This window comes from Mycobacterium sp. 852013-51886_SCH5428379, assembly GCF_001665575.1.
Taxonomy (GTDB): domain Bacteria; phylum Actinomycetota; class Actinomycetes; order Mycobacteriales; family Mycobacteriaceae; genus Mycobacterium.
The window spans coordinates 154,406-173,365 of sequence record NZ_LZSU01000052.1; the positions used below are offsets into that span (position 1 = coordinate 154,406).

General features: G+C 67.3%; 14 protein-coding genes. 5 read left to right on the forward strand and 9 right to left on the reverse strand.

Annotated features, from left to right (window positions below):
• Positions 1 to 25: 25 nt before the first annotated feature.
• Positions 26 to 1,024 (reverse strand): Gfo/Idh/MocA family protein, encoded by a 999-nt coding sequence (locus A5757_RS22530; protein WP_066839127.1) that lies wholly within the window; start codon positions 1,022 to 1,024, stop codon positions 26 to 28.
• Positions 1,025 to 1,123: 99 nt separating this feature from the next.
• Here A5757_RS22530 and A5757_RS22535 point away from each other — a divergent pair, with 99 nt between their 5' ends.
• Positions 1,124 to 1,807 carry an alpha/beta fold hydrolase gene (locus A5757_RS22535; RefSeq protein WP_066839130.1) on the forward strand — a complete coding sequence of 228 codons (684 nt, stop codon included), beginning with the start codon at positions 1,124 to 1,126 and terminating at the stop codon, positions 1,805 to 1,807.
• A gap of 4 nt (positions 1,808 to 1,811) precedes the next feature.
• Here the strand turns inward: A5757_RS22535 and A5757_RS22540 are convergent, their stop codons facing one another.
• The 7 genes from A5757_RS22540 to A5757_RS22570 all read right to left on the reverse strand — a co-directional run bounded on the left by A5757_RS22540 (position 1,812) and on the right by A5757_RS22570 (position 8,662).
• Complete coding sequence (locus tag A5757_RS22540) at positions 1,812 to 2,810, reverse strand: Gfo/Idh/MocA family protein (protein ID WP_066839134.1); 999 nt, start codon at positions 2,808 to 2,810, stop codon at positions 1,812 to 1,814.
• A 30-nt stretch (positions 2,811 to 2,840) separates the two neighbouring features.
• Positions 2,841 to 3,653, reverse strand: coding sequence for a TylF/MycF family methyltransferase (locus A5757_RS22545; RefSeq protein WP_066839137.1), 813 nt, complete (start codon positions 3,651 to 3,653; stop codon positions 2,841 to 2,843).
• A gap of 110 nt (positions 3,654 to 3,763) precedes the next feature.
• A complete protein-coding gene (locus A5757_RS23510) occupies positions 3,764 to 4,555 on the reverse strand; it encodes an ABC transporter permease (RefSeq protein ID WP_066839139.1) in 792 nt (263 codons plus the stop codon).
• On the reverse strand, positions 4,552 to 5,307 hold the full coding sequence (locus A5757_RS23515) for an ABC transporter permease (RefSeq protein ID WP_066839142.1): 756 nt from the start codon (positions 5,305 to 5,307) through the stop codon (positions 4,552 to 4,554). The genes A5757_RS23510 and A5757_RS23515 overlap by 4 nt, the downstream gene beginning before the upstream one ends.
• Positions 5,304 to 6,269, reverse strand: a complete 966-nt coding sequence (locus A5757_RS22560) for a daunorubicin/doxorubicin resistance ABC transporter ATP-binding protein DrrA (RefSeq protein WP_066839146.1) — start codon at positions 6,267 to 6,269, stop codon at positions 5,304 to 5,306. Before A5757_RS22560 ends, A5757_RS23515 begins: the two co-directional genes overlap by 4 nt.
• A gap of 87 nt (positions 6,270 to 6,356) precedes the next feature.
• On the reverse strand, positions 6,357 to 7,631 hold the full coding sequence (locus tag A5757_RS22565; RefSeq protein ID WP_066839216.1) for a glycosyltransferase: 1,275 nt from the start codon (positions 7,629 to 7,631) through the stop codon (positions 6,357 to 6,359).
• Positions 7,632 to 7,675: 44 nt separating this feature from the next.
• Positions 7,676 to 8,662, reverse strand: a complete 987-nt coding sequence (locus A5757_RS22570) for a sulfotransferase family protein (protein WP_082929626.1) — start codon at positions 8,660 to 8,662, stop codon at positions 7,676 to 7,678.
• A 541-nt stretch (positions 8,663 to 9,203) separates the two neighbouring features.
• Here A5757_RS22570 and A5757_RS22575 point away from each other — a divergent pair.
• On the forward strand, positions 9,204 to 10,442 hold the full coding sequence (locus A5757_RS22575; protein WP_156618660.1) for a hypothetical protein: 1,239 nt from the start codon (positions 9,204 to 9,206) through the stop codon (positions 10,440 to 10,442).
• A gap of 5 nt (positions 10,443 to 10,447) precedes the next feature.
• On the opposite strand, the gene A5757_RS22580 is transcribed toward A5757_RS22575, so the two are convergent.
• On the reverse strand, positions 10,448 to 11,971 hold the full coding sequence (locus A5757_RS22580) for an MFS transporter (protein ID WP_066839149.1): 1,524 nt from the start codon (positions 11,969 to 11,971) through the stop codon (positions 10,448 to 10,450).
• Between the two features lie 736 nt (positions 11,972 to 12,707).
• Between A5757_RS22580 and A5757_RS23520 the strand changes: the two genes are divergently transcribed.
• The 3 genes from A5757_RS23520 (at position 12,708) to A5757_RS22595 (ending at position 18,899) form a co-directional block, all read left to right on the forward strand.
• A complete protein-coding gene (locus A5757_RS23520; RefSeq protein ID WP_066839221.1) occupies positions 12,708 to 13,130 on the forward strand; it encodes an MmpS family transport accessory protein in 423 nt (140 codons plus the stop codon).
• A complete protein-coding gene (locus A5757_RS22590; RefSeq protein WP_066839151.1) occupies positions 13,127 to 16,000 on the forward strand; it encodes an RND family transporter in 2,874 nt (957 codons plus the stop codon). The genes A5757_RS23520 and A5757_RS22590 overlap by 4 nt, the downstream gene beginning before the upstream one ends.
• Positions 16,001 to 16,067: 67 nt before the next feature.
• The gene (locus tag A5757_RS22595) at positions 16,068 to 18,899 is read left to right on the forward strand and encodes an RND family transporter (RefSeq protein WP_066839153.1); all 2,832 of its coding nucleotides are present in this window, start codon (positions 16,068 to 16,070) and stop codon (positions 18,897 to 18,899) included.
• Positions 18,900 to 18,960: the final 61 nt, after the last annotated feature.

Genomic DNA, 18,960 nt, shown 5'->3' on the forward strand with positions numbered 1-18,960 from the left:
CTACCGGCTCGCAAGCCGAAGGTGTTCAGCTCGGTTCGCGGACCGGCAGGCCGGCGCACCGATAGACCTCGTCGATCAAACTCATGTTCTCGACGGCGTCTTCGGGAGTCGTTCGCACCGGCGCGCCGTGCAGCACCGCCGCCGCGAACGTGTCGAGCTGATAGGCGTAGGTGGCCCGCCGGGGGAAGCGCTCGACCCGCTTGCGTCCGCCGGATCTAATCGACAACCGGGGGAACAGATGCGGCGCCGCCGGGCTGAGTATCCGCAGCTCGCCGCGTTCGCCCACCACCCTGGCGCTGGCCCGGAACAGATTCCCCGACCACAGCGCGCAGCGGATGCGCCCGGTGTGCCCCTCCGGGTAGTGCAGTTCTGCCGTCATGGCGCGGTCCACGCGGGGGTCGCGCAACTTCGCCTGTGCGGACACGACTTTCGGGGTCGATCCACCGAAGGTCCGGGCCATGTTGGCCACGTAGCTGCCGGCGTCCATCATCGCGCCGCCGGCCAGAGAGTAGTTGTAGCAGTTGGCCGTGAACGGTCTCAGCATGACGCACAGCGTGATGTCGACCAGCTCGAGTCGGCCCAGCTCCCCCGAGCCGATGATCTCCTGGACCCGCAGCGTCAGCGGATGGTGCCGGAACTGGATCGCCTCCATCACCACCCGGTCGGTCTTGGCCGCCAGCTCCGAGATCTCGAGCGCTTCGGCGCCGTTGGCGGTGAAGGGTTTCTCGACCAGCACGTGCTTACCGGCGGCCAGGGCCGCCTTGGTCCATTTGCCGTGCATGCTGGTCGGCACCAGGACATAGACCGCGTCGAGGTCCGGATCGTCGATCAGCGCTTCGTAGCTCCCGTGTGCCCGGGCGATGCCGTACTTGGCGGCGAACGCGGTAGCGCTGTCGTCGTCACGGGCCCCGACCGCTGCGACGACGACGTCCGCGTTGTCGCGAGCGGGGTTGATCATGGTGGTCGGGGCGAAGGTCGAAGCGCCGAGAATGCCGATGCGCACCGGCGCCACGCTGTCTGCCATGAAATTGACGCTAGCAGTAGTTTCACCCGCTGTGAGCTGCTTTGCCGTCACCGGAGTGGGACGCAGATCACGTGGCGGACAACGACGTAGCATCCGGACATGGATCTGTTCGTACGCGAATCGGGTCCGATGCCAGCTCCCGCCATCGTCTTCCTGCACGGCGGGCGCACCAGCGGCTGGTCTTGGGAGCCTGTCGTGGGACAGCTGCCGGGATACCGATGCCTCGCGCCGGATCTGCCCGGTTTCGGCGCGAGTGCACGACACGGCCCGTTCGGGATCGGGCGCGCCGCCGACGCCGTGGCCGAACTCATCCGATCGCGCGTCGAATCCGAAAGGGCATCCGTGGTGGGCTTTTCCCTCGGCGCCCAGGTGGCCGTCCACCTCCTGGCGGCCGAACCGGATCTCGTCGACCGGGCGGTTTTGTGCGGGACATTCGTCAACCCACTGGCGTACCCACGGTTGACGCTTCACGCCGCCGGACTGCTGGCGCGTCTGGCCGCCGGAGAGCAACTCGACCGGATCGTCTCGGAGTCCGCCGGATTCGGGGTTCCGACCGGCCTCGCGGCGTCGCCGGTACCCGCACTGTTCGTGACCGGATCGAAGGAGCCGATGCCGGTGCGCCGCTCGGGCGCTGTTCTGGCGCGGTCGATGCCGCGCGGCACCGAGGCCGTCGCGCTCGGTCTGCGCCACGACTGGCCGATGCGCCGTCCGGAGTTGTGTGCGCGCACCGTGGCGGGTTGGGTCTCCGGTGCGTCGCTGCCGGACGAGATCGTGGTGCGATGACGGATCACGCGGGTCGACGCAGCGGAAGCCCGGCGGCCGTGTAGATCTCGTCGATGACGGCCATGTTCTCGACGGCGTCCTCGGGTGTGGTCCGCACCGGTTCGCCGTGCAGTACCGCGGCTGCGAACGCGTCGAGCTGATGGGCGTACGAGGTGCGCCCCGGGAAGCGTTCCGTCCGCCTGCCGTCGGGTGAGCGTACGGAGAGCCGGTGGTAGAGGTGCGGGAGCACGGGGTTGATCACCTTCAGCGCGCCGCGGTCACCGATCACGCGGGCCGTGATATTCAGCAGATCCCTCGACCACATCGAACACCGCAGCCGTCCGGTGTGCCCCTCGGCGAAGCGAAGCGTCGCGGTCATCGCCCGGTCGATATCGGGACCACGCGTCTTCGCCGACGCCTGCACCACTTTCGGCGTCGAGCCACCGAACGTGCGCAGCATGTGGACCGCGTAACAGCCCGCGTCCATGGTCGCGCCGCCGGCCAGCGCATAGTCGTAGCGGATATCGGAGAACTTGGGCAGCGGAAAGCAGAAGGCGGCCTCCACGCGGCGCAGTGTGCCCAGTTCCCCGGAGGCGATGATCTCTTCGGCGCGCAGCGTCAGTGGGTGGTAGCGGTAATGGAACGCCTCCATCACGACGCGGTCCGAGGCGGCCGCGACTGCGGCCAGTTCGCAGGCTTCGGCGGCGTTGGCGGTGAACGGCTTCTCACACAGGACGTGTTTGCCCGCGTCGATGGCGGCCCGGGTCCACCTGCCGTGCCATCCGTTCGGCAGCGGGTTGTACACGGCGTCCACGTCGGGATCGGCGAGCAGCGCCGCATAGGTGTCATGCACACGGGGGATGCCGTGTCGTGCGGCAAAGGCTTCGGCGCGGGACACGTCTCGCGCGGCAACCGCCGTGACCTCGACGTCGGGATGGTCGCGGGCCGGATTGATCAGTGCCAGGGGTGCGATGGTGGCGGCGCCCAGGACGCCGATGCGAACCCTGCCCCGCCCGTCAGGCAAGGCCGTGGCGACCGGCGCCCGTGCGGCCCGTCACCTGCGCCAAAACACGCCCGTCCCATCGATATCCACGATGGGCGCGGTGATTCCGTGCTTGTTGCGGTAATCGGTCACCGCCAGCTCGCACGCCTTCACGGCCCGGTAGTCGTCGACGATGCAGAAGCCGCCGGGCGACAGCCGCGGATACAGTGCGTCGAGCGCCTGGATCGTCGACTCGTACAGGTCACCGTCGAGTCTCAGCACCGAGATTCGTTCGATGGGCGCATCCTGCAGCGTGTCCTTGAACCAGCCCGGCAGGAACCGCACCTGATCGTCGAGCAGCTTGTAGCGCTCGAAGTTAGCTCGGACCTCGGCTTCGGACACCCCGAGGATCCCTGCCGCGAAGTCGGCCCGAATCCCCTTGTCGGCCTTGTAATTGTCCGGGTCCGATTTGGGCACTCCCTGGAACGAGTCCGCGAGCCAGACGGTCCGGGTCTCGTCACCGTAGGCCGCCAGGACTGCGCGCATCAGGATGCAGGCGCCCCCGCGCCAGACGCCGCACTCGATCAGATCGCCGGGGACGTCGTCGGCCAACACCGTCTCGACGCACTCCTGCAGGCTCGTCAGGCGCTTCATCCCGATCATGGTCTCGGCCTCGGCCGGCCAGTCCAACCCCAGATCGCGCTTGTTCTCCGAGAACGGGCTCATCCCCAGGCGCAGCGGACTGATCGCGTTGACCGCGCTGAACAGGACCCGGCGCCGCAGCGGCCATTCCGACGGGATGCGCTCGTGCATGCCGGACCGCGTGAGATTGCGACGGAGCAGATCGAGATACAGCGATCGGACGTCAAGGTCGGTCACGGTCAAGAGCTGCCCCTGTTCTCGTACTCAAACATTCCGGGGCAGAGTCTAAACACGGCGCCTCGGCTTTCGACGGCGAATTGACGGACTCGTCAGTGAGTGGTGTCGCGGCGTGCTCATGGCCCCGACTCCGCGGCGGCACGGTACCCCCGGACAGCCAGCGGCAGGATCACCGCTGCCAGTGCGACCGCCCACGCACATCCCAGCACGAGGGGCCACAGCGCAGAATCGCCCTGGGCCAGGGAGCGCATCGCGCCGATCGCGGTCGCCATCGGCTGGTAGCGAACCAGCGGCTGCACCGCGCCCGGCAGCAGCTCCACCGGCGGCGACCCCGAGCTGGCAAAGGCAGCGGTGATGGCCGGGACGGCCAGCCACATCAGCACCGAACTGTTCGTCGTCCGCACGGCGATCGCGATGAGCGCTGCCGCGAAGATCACCCCGACGACCACGGGCACCATCAGGAACAGCAGCAGGTCGAACCAGCCGCCCTCGAATCGAAGTCCGAGTCCGATGCCGACTGCCGTGATCACCGCCGACGCCACCAGGGTGCGTACCGCCTCGGCGAGCAGCCTGCCGGTGAGCGCGCTGGACCGATGCACGGGCAGCGTCCACATCCGGCTGAGTAGACCGCCCTCCCGTTCGAACCGGATGCTCAAGCTGGCCGCCAGCGCCCCGAACATCGCACCGGCCACCGCGCAGGTGGGCACGAGGCCGTACAGGCTGTCGGCGCCGGTGACGGTCATCACCGACTCGCCGACGAGGAGGTAGTAGGTGACCAGCAGGAATGTTGGAAAGAACACCGCCTGGATCGGCACCACGGGTTGCCGGCGCCAGTGGGTGAAGAGCCTGCGGGCGAACACCAGGCTTTCGCCCGGTAGGGAGCTGCGCGGCTCGTTGTCCACCGTCATACAGCTCGCCTCTGTATCCGCACCGCCAGCGCCCCGAACAGCACCAGCAGACCGCCACACCACAGCAGGGTCCCCTCCAGGTTCGGGCCGTTGACGTGACCGGTCGCCAGCCCCCGCAGGGTTTCGGTCACCTGGGAGACCGGTTGGTAGCGCACGAACGGGTGCAGCCAGTCGGGGAACGACTCGACCGGCGCCATCCCGCTGGACAGCATGATCAGCAGCAACTGCGGCACGAGCAGCACCTGACTGGAGGTGCCACTTCTGGCGATCTCCGAGCCGGCGATGCCGGCGCCCGCTGCGTCGGCGCCCAGCGACAGCGCGAGCGTGAACACCAGAACGAGGACGACGAACGCGATCGCGTAGCCGAACCCGCCGACGATCCGGAAGCCGAAGAGATATCCGATCGCGACGGCGGTCATCAGCGCGATCGAGCCGCGCAGCAGGCAGTACAGCATCCGCGCGATCAGCGGCGTCGCGGCGGAGATGGGAAGCGTGCGCAGCCGCACCCCGATCTCGGACTGCTGGTTCACCGCGGCGCGGTCGACGGTCGCCAGGGCGCCGAGCAACGTCACCTGCACGATGATGACCGGCAGGAGGTACTGCGCGTAACTGGTCTCGCCCGTGTCGATCACGTTGCGCAGGGCGAAGTGGAACACGATGAAGAAGCCGGCCGGCGCCAGGATCGCGAACGGCACATCGTCGCGGAGTTGTCCGAGCACCTCCCGCTCGGTCAGCGCGGCGAGGGCGGTCACGCGATGGCGCTGTCGTTCGGGACGGGACCGTTGTCGTGCATCGTGTGATCGGTCAAATGCAGGAACGCCTCGTCCAGCGACGGCTTGCGCAGAGAGATGTCGGCGAGATCGAACCCGAGCCGGTCGACCCGGCGAACCACTTCGCTCAGGGTCCCGACCCCGTTCGGGGCGAGCACCGACACGGCGTTCGCGTCGACGTCGATCTCCGCTCCGTCGAGATCTGCGACCGCGTCGTAGATCGCGCTCAGGTCGTGGGGGTCGACCGGGCTCACCGTGCAGTAGGTGTACCCGACGCGGTGCTTGAGGTCCTCGGCCGTGCCCGAGGCGATGACGCGACCATGGTCGATGACGACGACGGAGTCGCTGAGCAGGTCGGCCTCCTCGAGATACTGGGTGGTCAGCAGCACCGTGACGCCCTGGATCTTCAGGGCGGAGACCAGATCCCACACCGCCCGACGGCTGCGGGGGTCCAGTCCCGTGGTGGGCTCGTCGAGGTAGAGCACTTTCGGGGGGACCACGAGCGCGGCGGCGATGTCGATCCGGCGTTGCATACCGACGGAGTAGTTGAGCACCCGCCGATCAGCGGCGTGTGCCATGTCGAACTGGTCGATCAGTACGTCGGCGCGCAACTGCGCACTCTTGCGCCGCAACCCTCGTAGCCGGCCGAACAGGACGAGGTTCTCCCGTCCGGTCAGCTGCCAGTCCAGCGCCGCGAGTTGGCCGGTGGTGCCGATGCTCGCGCGGACCTTGGCGGGTTGACGGACCACGTCGTAGCCGGCCACCAGGGCCCGGCCCGAGGTCGGCTGCAGCAAGGTCGACAGAATCTTGATCGTGGTCGTCTTACCGGCCCCGTTGTGGCCGAGCACCGCGCAGACCGTCCCCGTCGGCACCGCGAAGCTGACGTCCCGGAGCGCGTGGACTGAACCACCGAACGTCTTCGCTATGCCGTCAACCTCGATCACGACTGCAGATGATAGGCGCGTGGCACCGACCCCGAACGGGAAATTGACGCAAGCGACACCATTGGATCCGCTTGCCGTCCGGGCGCATCACCTCCGCTGACGGACATATGTCTCGACCAGGTCGGCCGCGGCCGCGGCACTCTGTGCGGGCGGAGTCATCTGCGCGGCGACCGCACGGGCCCGCACCTGACATCCCGGATCGAGGACAGCGCGCAGATCGGCGATCAGCGTCTTCTTGGTCGTGCTCGAAAAGCGCCGCGCCGTACCGACTTTCAGTCGCTTGACCGCGGTCCCCCACACCACCTGGACGTCCGTCATCCACAGGATCAGCGTCGGGACACCGGCGCGCAGGCTCGCGGCGGTGGTGCCCGCGCCACCGTGGTGGACCACGGCGCGGCAGGAGGGGAATATGGTCGCGAAGTTGACCGTGCCGACCACCTTCACGTGCGGTGGCACCGCGGCGGCGTCGAAGTCGCTCCAGCCCGCGCCCACCAGCGCGCGGTGGCCGAGCTGTGCGCAGGCCGCGACGATCATCGCGATCGTGTCCGCCGGTGACTCGACCGGAATGCTGCCGAATCCGAAGAAGATCGGCGGCGTCCCGGACGCGATCCAGTCCATGACGTCGTCATCGGATTCGGTAGGCGCCTCCAGCGTCAGGGTGCCGACGAATGGCCGCTCGGGCGGTGTGCGACGGTTCCAATGCGCCCACTCGGCGGCCAGCCCCGGGAAGCAGATGTCGTCATAGGCCTGGATCTCGAGGCCGCGGCGGGCGGCGATCCGGGCCGGCGCGGAACCCGTCGCTTCGGGCAGTCCCAGTTCGCGGCGTTGCGCGTCCTCGCTGGTTTTGACCCCGCGCCACACGAGCCAGTCGTACGCCGTCATCGCCGCCCGCACGATCGGCGCAGGGATGCCCGGCAACAGCCGGCCGTTGACCCGGATCGGGAACCAGAGCAGGGTCGCCAGCGGAATCCTCTGGTACTCAGCAACGTTGGAGGCGAGCTCCTGATAGCTCATCCCGCTCACGAGCAAATCGGCCCCGCGGGTGACGGAAACCAGCGAGGTGCTCATCTGCCCCCAGGCCCGCAGGCCCGGCTCGCGGGATTCCCGCAGCAGGTCCTTGAGCTGGTTGATCCGCCAGAAGGTGCGGAAGAAGCGGGCCCAGAAGTTGCGGGTCGATTCGAGCCAGGTCTGGTTGTCCGGTCCGTAGGCGACCGCAGCCAGTCCGGCCGCCTCGGCGAATGCGACGAGGTCAGGCGGAACAGCCAAACAGACGTCATGTCCCCTCGCCGCGAGCTCGCGGCCGAGCGCGATCCCGGGTTCGACGTCACCACGCGTCCCGTAGAACGCCAACACCACCTTCATCGACTTCTGCTGACCCTCCACGTGACCCTCCACGGCGGCCGGCCTCAGGCCCAGGTGCCCCGGCGCCGGTGCACCAGCGCGAGAGTCTCCAACCCGACCTTGACCAGCGGCGGCAGCAGGAGCCGGTTCAGATTGCGGTAGCGCTGCGAATCCTCGACGGCGGTCCGGAAACCCCGCTCGCCGGCCTGGTATTGGTCGAAGACCCGATCCAGCACGGTCCGGTCCCACGGGTCGTCCCTTGCAGCGCGGCCCAGTTCGTCGTAGACCGTTTTCACCCAGTCGGTGCCGAAGGGTTCGGCGACCGGGCCGCTGTGGCGGTGGTGCCGCAAACCCGGGGAGAGGAACTCTTCGATGGCGATGTCGTTGCGGTTGTCCAGATCGACCTGGAGGCCGGTGCCGATCCGCTTGACCTCCCGACGCCAGTCCTCGAGGAGATTCTCGAACTCGACGATCACGCGTGGTACGTCGCGGGTGTCGCGCTCGGCCAGCAGGGTGTACTTGAGCCACCAGGCGCTGCCGAGCTCCGGCGAGGACCGCACGTAGTTCTGTTTGCTGGCGCGCTTCTCGATCGACGCCGAGGCCTCCGCCGGGTGCCGCATCGCCACCACGGCGGCGACGTCGAACCCCGCGCGGCGCGCCCCTTCGAACCACAGACCGATCAACGCGGTGATCTTGGGTTCTTTGACGATCACGAGGGGGGCGGGCGGCAGCGCCGCGAAATACTTCTGGATCCTGTTGATCCACACCGCATCCTGCTCGGGCGAGGTCGCCCCGTCCGGCGGTCGCATGGCCAGGTCGTATGCCGAGCTGCGTCGGCTGCGCAGGATCGCCTCGTTCAGGTGGATGGCCGCGCGCGGCTCCCAGAAGCCGCGGGGGTTGTCGGCGGTGGCACCCAGCAGTCGCGGGGGCAGCTTCGCACCGCACAACGAGAGCACCCGCGCCAGGGCCGACGTCCCGGACCTGCCGAACCCGAGAACGAAGAGGACCACCGGCCGGGGCGTCGTCGACGGTGCTGCAGGGGATTCACGCATCGGCTAGCTACGCGCTTCGTGGACGCGAAGCACCGGCAAGGGGATGACCCGCCCGCCCATGACGTTCGTGTCCGCCGTAGCGACGGGCTCCGCGACATTGCGTTGGGTCCTGTGCACGGCGACAGGATAGGGATACCGAAACTGCTTCCGCAAGGAAACAGTCGAACCCGCCGACCCAGCGGTAATGCCGTTAGGAGCCAGTCGATTGACGTTCTTGCAAATTTTTGCGGAGACCACCCGCAACGGTCGGCTACTCTCACCATGACGAACGGCGCGATCCGCCTGAAGCGCGGCGCGGCGTCGGTCTCCGTGGACGCCGGATGCTTCGCCGCGCGCCCGCGGGAAATTGCTCATGCTCATCGGAGGCTAGCTAGTGGCAGTCCGGATTCACTCCGCGCGTTCACCTGTCGACGACCACGCATCGGTCGGTGAGGCACCGCCGGACAACCGCCTCGCCCTCCTGGACCAGGCCTTCTATGAGGGGCACCGAGCTGCCGGACAACGCGAAGTCATGCAGGTCGGCTGGGTGTACGAGCGCCCCGTGGATTTCGATCAGCTCGAAGACTTCTCGCAGAATCTCGGCCGCGGACTCCTCGGGCGGCTCATCGAGCGCTCACCGCTCCCGTTCGGCCGGCATCGCTGGGTCGCGGCGCCGCCGCCGCGCCGCATCACCGTCGCCGAGGGGGCGCGTCCCCGCGCCGAGGTCGGCGACTGGTTCGACGAATGCACCCAGCTGCCAGTCGATCCGGAGTCCGGACCGGGGTGGCGCATCGACGTCACCCCTCTGTCGGACGGATCGACCGCGATCAGCCTGGTGCTGTCCCACTACGTGATCGACGGTATCGGCGGGGCCCTCGCGGTCACCGAGGCGATCCTGAAGCTGCCCCGGCATCTCGGCTATCCACCGCCCCGATCCAGGACCCCCCTCCAGGCGTTGATCCAGGACACCCGTGAGACGGCGCAGGAGCTGCCGTCGGTCGCCCGCGCCGTGGTGGCGGCGGCCAGAGAAGCCCGGCGCCGACGCGACGAAGGCGACCGCGCCACACCGGCACGACCCATTGCGGCAACCGGCACCGACGAACCCGTCGTCGCGCCCAGCGTTTGGATCCGCTTCGCCCAGGACGAATGGAACGCGAGGGCCGGGGATCTCGGCGGCACCCACAGCACCCTGGCCGCAGCGTTCACCGCACGGCTGGACGAGCGGATGGGGCGCGAGCACGGAGGCGTCGACGGCGTACCGGTGTTGCTCACCCTCAACGACCGCACGACAGCCGATGACGCGCGGGCGATCGCGGTCAAGTTCGTCCGCGCCCGCATCGGCACCGCCGACATCACCACGAATCTCACAGGAGCACGCGCAGCCATCAAGGCCGCGCTCGCAACGGCGCAGGAGACCCAGGATGAGGCCGAGGAGCTCGTTCCCCTCACACCGTTCACTCCGCAGCGGGCCTGGCGTCAGCTCGCCGACTATGCGATCGACGATCCCGAGCAGCCCGCGGTGTGTTCCAACCTCGGGGACACCGGTCCCGCGGCGATTCGCCCCGACGGCACGCTGTGCGACGCCGCATTCGCCCGGGGTGCGAGCCAACACCTGACCCGGCGCCGGCTCGCGCGCATCGGCAGTCAGGCGCACGTCTACTACGGCACCGCGACAGAGATGAACATGGTCACGATCTACGTCTGCGCGTTCCGCCCCGGTGCGGTGAGCACCAGGGCCGAGTTGCGCGACCTCGTGGCTCAGGTGGCGGCCGACTTCGGTTTGTCGGGCCGGATCGAGTAACGACCCTAATCCCCGATCTCGTCCGCCGCGTCGTCGAGGATCTGCTGCGCTTGCCGCGCGTGTGCCACCTGCGCTGCGGTGTAGCGGATGAACAGCGCGACGCCGGCGAGCAGCAGGGCGACCGCGCCCAGGCACAGCACCCCGTGGGTGTAGCCGCTGTCGAGTGCGTCCAGTTGCCCGTCGGTCATCGCCGCCGCCGGGCCGGTGGTTCCGCCCAACTGCAGGGTGCGAGACGTGACGGCGGCCTGGATGCCCACCAGCACGGCGGGCCCGCCGACGCTCTGGAGCATCACGATGATCGCCGCCGTCGGGCCGATGCGGTCGGGACCGACGCTGGCGACCAGCGACAAGCCGAGCGGAACGTTGATCAGGCCGATGCCGAAGGCGCCGATGCACATGGGCACCAACAGGTTCGGGAAGTAGGCCATCGTAGGACTCAGCGTCGATCCGCCCACGACCATGGCGCCGATCACCAGTGTGCAGCCGGTGAGCACGACGGCTCGCGGTGACCACGCCATGACCAGCCGGGAGGACACCCCTGTTCCCACCGCCATCGCGACGGCGATCGGAATGAAGCCCACACCGGCCTCGGCCGGGCTGCGGCCCATGATGGTCTGGACGTAGAACGCGACCAGCACGGTCAGCGTGAAACTGATTCCGGTACTGAGGAATACGGCCACGAAGCAGGCCAGCCGGTCGCGGTCGCGGAAGAGGCTGAACGGCACGATCGGGTTCTCGGCCGTACGCTCCACGAGCACGAATGCGACGAAACCCACCAGCGTCGCGATACCGAGCACCACTGTGGCCGGCGACAGCCATCCCTTCTCCGGGCCCATGGACAGACCGAAGACGGCCGCGATGATGGTGGCGGTGGCCAGCACCGCTCCGGCGACATCCAGCCTCATCCGCTCCCGCTGCGACTCCTGCAACATGCGGCGCGCCACGAGGATGACCAGGACGCCGATCGGGACGTTGATCAGGAACGCCAACCGCCAGGACACCTCGGTGAGGATGCCGCCCAGAGCCAGACCCAGGATCGCGCCGAGACTCGCCAACGTGCCGAACACCGCGATCGCGGCGTTGCGAGCCGGCCCCTTCGGGAACGTGGTCGCCAGCAGCGCGGTACAGGTCGGGGTCACGATCGCCGCGGCCACCCCGTGGAGGAGCCGGGCGAACACGAGTGATTCACCGTTCCAGGCGACACCGCACAGAATCGAGGCGAAGGTGAACAGCGCCACGCCGGCGATGAACACCCGTTTGCGCCCGAAGGCGTCGCCGAGACGCCCACCCAGCAGGATCAGGCCCCCGAAGGTCAACAGGTAGGCGGTGATCACCCATGCCTTCGTCGCGTCCGACAGGCCCAGCTCGTTCTGGATCTTGGGAAGCGCGAACACCGCGATGGGGCCGTCCATCGCGGCGACCAGTTGCACGCCGCCGATCGCGATGACCGGGCCCAGGAAGTGCCGGGAGCGCAGCCACGCCGGCGATCGCCGTCGCGATTCCTGCAGTGCAGTCGGTTCAGCCCGCATGAATTGAGTGCCCCACTCTGCGTCGTGTACCGCCGCTGGACGGCCCGACTGTAGCAGTCCGCAGCCCTCCCACGGGGCAAAAAATGACGTCATCGACATTTACATCCGGTCGCCGGTATGTCGCACCGCAGGCCGTCGTGCCCGTGTCCGCGCGGGCCTGAGCAAACATTGCCAGCAGCGTTCGGCGACCGCGTTACCCGCGGCCGTTCCGCCGCTTGGAGTGGCCCGCCCGCTGTCGACCCACCAGTGGCGATCAGCGGCGAACCCACGACGATCTGACAGCAAAATGCCAGGTTGAACGGCTCACCTGGTCGCGAACGACGCCGATGTCGGGCGCCGGCGCCGACCCCGTCGGCATCGGAACCGTCTGCCACGCCGAGACACCTGCGCGTTTGCGAAAAACCGCCTTACGGTGCCTGTCGGCGTGATTGACTCTGGCGTCAAATGCTTGCGTTCGCCACGACGCGCTCTCGACGGGTGCGACTCGGCGGCGCGAATGTCCGGCAGTCCGTCGTACACATGCGGTCACCCGGCAGGGCGCGGGGTGTTCAGACCTTGGGAAAGGTGGAAGGTGGGTTCGGTGGTCGACGGCAGCTCGCCCGACGTGGTGCCAGCACCGCCCGATACGGCTCAGGTCGACGACGACACCGGCCCGATTGCCGCCGCGCCTCCGCCTCCACCCACGCCTGTCCCCCGGAAGCGGCGGCGGGGACTCGGATCCATTCTCTTCCTGCTCCTGCGCAGGCTGTGGATTCCCCTCGTCGTGGTCATCGTGGTCGCCGCCGGTGGGTTCACCGTGTCGCGGTTGCACGGGGTCTTCGGATCCGACACCTCGCTCGCCTACGGCGACACCGCCACCGAGGACACCAGGCCGGTCAACCCGAAGATCCTGCGCTACGAGATCTTCGGACCGCCGGGGACCGTCGCGCAGATCAGCTTCTTCAACGGCAACGGCGACCCGGAGTTCCTCCAGGAAGTGGCGCTGCCCTGGTCGCTGGAATTCCCGATCACCGGCGCCGCCGGTGTCGGCAGCGTTGCGGCACAGGGTGACAGCGAAAGCCTGGGCTGCCGCATCCTCGTCGATGGCGAGATCAAAGACGAGAAGATCGCGACGCACGAAGTGAGCACCTTCACCTCGTGCATGCTGAGGGCCGCATGAGCAACCATCACCTCCGCGATGGTCGCTCGTTCGTGGCCCGCACGATCCACCGTTTCGCCGTGCTCATCGTGCTGGCCTGGCTGGCGATCATCGCCGCACTGAGCGTCGCGGTGCCCTCCCTGGAGCAGGTCGAGCAACAGCATTCGGTCGATCTCAATCCGGTTGACGCACCGTCACTCAAGGCCGCCGAGCGGCTGAACGAGGCCTTCGAGGCACCGGACTCCGGCGGCGTCGTGATGATCGTGCTCGAGGGTCAGGAACAACTGGCCGAGGACGCCCACCGGTACTACGACGAACTGGTGCGGCAGCTGCGCGCCGACACCGCACATGTGCAGGACGTCCAAGACTTCTGGGGCGATCCGCTCACCAGGGGCGCGGCCGAGAGCGCCGACGGCAAGGCCGCATACGTACAGGTCAACCTGTCCGGCGGAGAACATGCCTCGATCAACGCGTCGGTCCAGGCGGTCCGCGACATCGTCGATCAGGCGGCGCCCCCGCCCGGGGTGCAGGCGTACGTCACCGGACCCGCCGCGATCGCCGCAGACGTCGCGCAGAGCGGCAACCGCACCGTCATCCTGGTCACGCTCGCGAGCATCATCGTGATCTTCGTGATGCTGCTGTTCGTCTACCGGTCGATCGTGACGGTGATCGTGCTGCTGCTGGTCGTCGGTATGCAGCTGCAGGCGGCGCGCGGAATCGTCGCGCTGATGGGCGATCACGGCCTGCTCGGGCTCACGACGTTCGGGGTGAACCTGCTGGTGGCGTTGTGTATCGCCGCGGGCACCGACTACGGCATCTTCTTCCTCGGCCGATATCAGGAGGCACGTCAGGCCGGCGAGGACAGGCTGACGGCCTACTTCACCACCTACCAGGGCGTCGCCAAGGTGGTGCTGGCATCCGGACTGACGATCGCCGGCGCGCTCTACTGTCTGAGCTTCACCCGACTGCCGTTCTTCAGCGCGCTGGCACTACCCACGGCGATCGGCATCCTGGTCGCGGTTGCCGTGTCGCTCACCCTGTTTCCCGCGGTGCTCGCGATCGGTGGCCGGTTCGGACTGTTCGACCCCAAGCGCGATCTGGCCGTGCGCGGATGGCGGCGCCTCGGCACGGCGATCGTGCGTTGGCCCGCACCGATTCTCGTCGCAACAATGGCCATCACCCTGCTCGGACTGCTGGCGCTGCCCGGGTTCAAGCCGAGCTACAACGACCAGCAGTATCTGCCCACCGACATCCCCGCGAACGAGGGCATGGCCGCCGCGGAGCGCCACTTCCCCCCGTCGGCGATGATGACGCCCGAGATGCTGATGGTCGAGACCGACCGCGATCTGCGCAACCCGGCGGACTTCCTGATCCTGAACAAGTTGGCCAAAGCCGTTCTCGCCGTACCGGGAATCGAGAACGTCCAGGCGGTGACCCGCCCCGAGGGCATTCCGATCGCGCGGGCGACGATCCCTTACATGCTGAGCATGCAGCAGGCCGGCCAGCAGCAGTACATGCAATTCCAGCAGTCGCGGATGGACGATCTGCTCACACAGGCCGAGATGCTCACCGAGATGATCGGGATCATGCAGCGCATGAACTCGCTGATGGAGCAGATGGTCACGACGACGCAGAACATGGTCGCCAAGACCCACGAGATGCAGGAGATCACCACCGAACTGCGCGACAACATCGCGAATTTCGAAGACATGTGGCGACCCATCCGCAACTACCTGTACTGGGAACCGCACTGCTTCAACATCCCGCTGTGCTGGTCGGTGCGCAGCGTCTTCGACGTGATCGACGGAGTCGATCAGGTGACCGAGAAACTCGACGGACTTGTCGTGCAACTCGACCAGCTGAACCTGCTGCTCCCCCAGATCGTCGCCCAGTTCCCGGAGATGATCGCGATCATGCAGAGCATGCGGACCATGATGCTGACGATGCACAGCACCATGTCCGGCGTGATCGGTCAGATGGACGGTACCGGCGAGAATCCCACCGCCATGGGCAAGGCGTTCGACGCCGCGCAGAACGACGATACGTTCTTCATCCCGCCGGAGGTCTTCGAGAACGAGGACTTCAAACGGGTCATGGACATCTTCCTGTCGCCGGACGGCAAAGCGGTCCGCCTCCTGGTGCTGCAGAAGGGCGATCCGGCCTCACCCGAGGGCATTTCGCGGGTCGACGACATCAGGAATGCCGCCGAGGAGGCGCTCAAGGGCACCCCGCTGGAGGGCTCGAAGATCTATCTGACCGGCACCGCGGCGATCACCAAGGACATGATCGTGGGGTCCGAGTACGACCTGATGATCGCCGTCGTCGCCGCGATCTGCCTCATCTTCATCGTCATGCTGATGATGACGAGGAGTCTCATCGCCGCGATGGTCATCGTCGGCACCGTGGTGATGTCGCTGGGTGCGGCGTTCGGGGTTGCGGTCTTCGTGTGGCAGTACGTGCTCGGCGTGCAGATCCATTGGGCGGTCCTGGTGATGACCGTGATCACGCTGTTGGCAGTGGGTTCGGACTACAACCTACTGCTGGTGGCACGCATCAAGGACGAGCTCGGCGCCGGCATCAACACCGCGATCATCCGGGCGATGGGCGGCACCGGCAAGGTCGTCACCACCGCGGGTCTGGTCTTCGCCGCGACGATGGGCTCCATGGTCGTCAGTGATCTGCGCAGCATCGGGCAGGTGGGCACGACGATCGCGCTGGGCCTGCTGTTCGACACGCTGGTCGTACGCGCGTTCATGACACCGTCGATCGCGGCGCTGCTGGGCCGGTGGTTCTGGTGGCCGCAGCAGGTCCGTTCCCGTCCCGCCGGCGCGCCGGCCCGCCCGACCGGTCCCCGCCCGCTGATGCGCGCCCTACTGCAGAATCAGCAGTAGTGTTCTGCGGCAACCGAAATGATCTCGTCCGCCCTGGCTGTCCACGCAGACCCGCGGAGCCGGGCGCATGAGTGATCACCAACTCCCGAACCACCGGCCGTTGCTCCCGCGGATCATCCGGACCCTTGCCGTGCCCATCATCCTGGGCTGGGTCGCGCTCACGCTGCTGTTGACGTTCGCCGTGCCCTCGCTCGAGCAGGTGGGCCGGGAGCAGTCGGTGCCGATGAGTCCGAAAGACGCACCGTCGGTTCAGGCCATGGCGCGGATGGGTCAGCTCTTCGAGGAGTCCAACTCGGACAGCACGGCGATGATCGTCCTCGAGGGCGAACAGGCTCTCGGCGAGGAAGCCCAGGAGTACTACGCCGACCTGGTCCGTGAGCTCAACAGCGACCCGCAGCACATCGAACACGTGCAGGATCTGTGGGGTGATCGCCTGACGGCCGCCGGCGCGCAGAGCCCGGACGGCAAAGCCGTTTACGTGCAGTTGAATCTGGTCGGCGACCAGGGCTCGTCGGCCGGAGTCGAATCCGTGCAGGCGGTCCGGACGATCGTCGACCGGATGCCCCCACCGCCGGGCGTGTCGGTGTATGTCACCGGCGCGGCCCCGCTGCTCGCCGACATGCAGCACAGCGGCGAGTCCTCCATCCTCAAGATGACCCTCATCGGTGCGGCGATCATCTTCGTGGTGTTGATGATCGTGTACCGATCGGTCGTCACCGTCTGCATCCTGTTGATCACCGTGGGCGTCGAGTTGTTCGCCGCGCGCGGCATCGTGGCCTACCTCGGCCACAGCGAGATGTTCCTGCTCTCGACATTCGCCATCAACCTGCTCGTGGCGCTGGCCATGGCGGCCGGGACCGACTACGGGATCTTCTTCTTCGGGCGCTACCAGGAAGCCCGCCAGAACGGCGAAGACCGGGAGACCGCGTACTACACCACATTCCGTAGTGTGGCACCCGTCGTACTGGGTTCCGGATTGACCATCGCCGGTGCGCTGCTGTGCCTGAGTTTCACGCGGATGTCGATCTTCCAGACCATCGGTGTGCCGTGCGCCGTCGGAATGCTGGTCGCGGTCGTCGTCGCGCTCACGTTGGTCCCGGCGGTGCTGACCGTCGGCGGCCGGTTCGGATTGTTCGATCCGACACGCGAGATCGCCGTCCGGCGGTGGCGACGGGTGGGCACCGCGATCGTCCGCTGGCCCGGACCCATCTTCATCGCGACGTTGACGGTCACACTCGTCGGCCTGATCGCGCTGCCCGGCTACCGGACCAGCTATGACGACCGGCGCTACATCCCCGAGGACGTACCCGCCAACCTGGGCTACCAGGCGGCCGACCGGCACTTCTCGCAGGCCCGGATGATGCCCGACATCCTGATCATCGAAGCCGACCGCGATATGCGGAATCCGGCGGACTTCCTGATTCTGCACCGACTCGCCAAGGCGATCTTCCAGGTACCCGGGGTCTCCCGCGTGCAGGCCATCACCCGACCCGAGGGCACGCCGATCGAACGCACGTCGATCCCGTTCCTCATCAGCATTCAGAACGCCGGCCAGCAGCAGATGATGAAACACATGCGCGGCCGGATCGACGACATGGGTGCGCAGGCCGAGATGATGAACCGGCAGATCGAGCTCGCCAAGCGGATGTACGAGATCCAGAAGCAGATCACCGAATCGACCATGAAGTCGATCGAGCTCGTCAAAGAGCTGACCGTGGTGATGGACGACCTGCGGGACGGCATCGCCAATTTCGACGACTTCTTCCGGCCGATCCGTAACTACTTCTACTGGGAACCGCACTGCTACAACATCCCCATCTGCTTCTCGCTGCGGAGCATCTTCGAGTCACTGGACGGCGTCGATCAGATTGCCGGCACGATGCACGAACTCCTGGGCGACCTCGAGACATTCGTCGAGGTGCTGCCGCAGCTGCTCGAACAGGTGCCGCGGATGATCGAGATCATGGAGTCGATGCGGGACATGATGCTGACGATGCACAGCACCATGGACGGCACCATCAGCATCATGGACGACACCGCGCAGGACGCGACCGCCATGGGTCAGGCGTTCGACGCGGCCCACAACGACGATTCCTTCTATCTCCCCGCCGAGGTGTTCGAGAATCCGGACTTCCAGCGAGCGATGGGTTCTTTCCTGTCGCCGGACGGCAAGTCGGCCCGCTTCATCATCTCCCACAAGATGGATCCGGGTTCTCCCGAGGGCATCGGCAGTGTCGAGCAGATCCGCGCCGCCGCTGAGGAAGCCCTCAAGACGACTCCCCTGCGGGGAGCGAAGATCTACATGGCCGGCTCGGCGTCGACGTTCAAGGACTTCCAGGAGGGCTCGAAGTACGACCTGCTGATCGCCGGGGTGAGCGCCCTGTGCCTGATCTTCCTGATCATGCTGCTCATCACCCGTGGCCTCATCGCCGCCCTGGTGATCGTCGGCACGGTGGCGCTGTCGTTGGGCGCATCGTTCGGGCTGGCGGTGCTGATCTGGCAGTACATCCTCGGCATCGACCTGCACTGGATGGTCCTGCCCATGGCCGTCATCGTGCTGCTCGGAGTCGGTTCCGACTACAACCTGCTGCTGGTGTCCCGTATGAAGGAGGAGCTCGGCGCCGGTATCAACACGGGCATCATCCGCGCCATGGGCGGCACCGGCAAGGTCGTCACCAACGCCGGTCTGGTGTTCGCATTCACCATGGCGGCAATGGTTTTCAGTGATCTGCAGGTGATCGGCCAGGTCGGCACCACCATCGGGCTGGGCCTGATGTTCGACACCCTGGTCGTGCGTGCGTTCCTGACGCCGTCGATCGCCGCGCTGCTCGGTCGCTGGTTCTGGTGGCCGCTGAACGTCCGATCGCGTCCGGCTCGCCCGCTCCCCCAGCGGGTATGACCCGCCGGCACCCGATCTCCAGCTGACAGACCGGGCCGGCGCCGAGTTGGCGCCGGCCCGA

Coding starts and splice junctions, on each gene's coding strand:
- A5757_RS22530 (WP_066839127.1), bottom strand. CDS start 1,024: ATGGCAGACAGCGTGGCGCCGGTGCGCATCGGCATTCTCGGCGCTTCG.
- A5757_RS22535 (WP_066839130.1), top strand. CDS start 1,124: ATGGATCTGTTCGTACGCGAATCGGGTCCGATGCCAGCTCCCGCCATC.
- A5757_RS23510 (WP_066839139.1), bottom strand. CDS start 4,555: ATGACGGTGGACAACGAGCCGCGCAGCTCCCTACCGGGCGAAAGCCTG.
- A5757_RS22565 (WP_066839216.1), bottom strand. CDS start 7,631: ATGAAGGTGGTGTTGGCGTTCTACGGGACGCGTGGTGACGTCGAACCC.
- A5757_RS22570 (WP_082929626.1), bottom strand. CDS start 8,662: ATGCGTGAATCCCCTGCAGCACCGTCGACGACGCCCCGGCCGGTGGTC.
- A5757_RS22580 (WP_066839149.1), bottom strand. CDS start 11,971: ATGCGGGCTGAACCGACTGCACTGCAGGAATCGCGACGGCGATCGCCG.
- A5757_RS22590 (WP_066839151.1), top strand. CDS start 13,127: ATGAGCAACCATCACCTCCGCGATGGTCGCTCGTTCGTGGCCCGCACG.
- A5757_RS22595 (WP_066839153.1), top strand. CDS start 16,068: ATGAGTGATCACCAACTCCCGAACCACCGGCCGTTGCTCCCGCGGATC.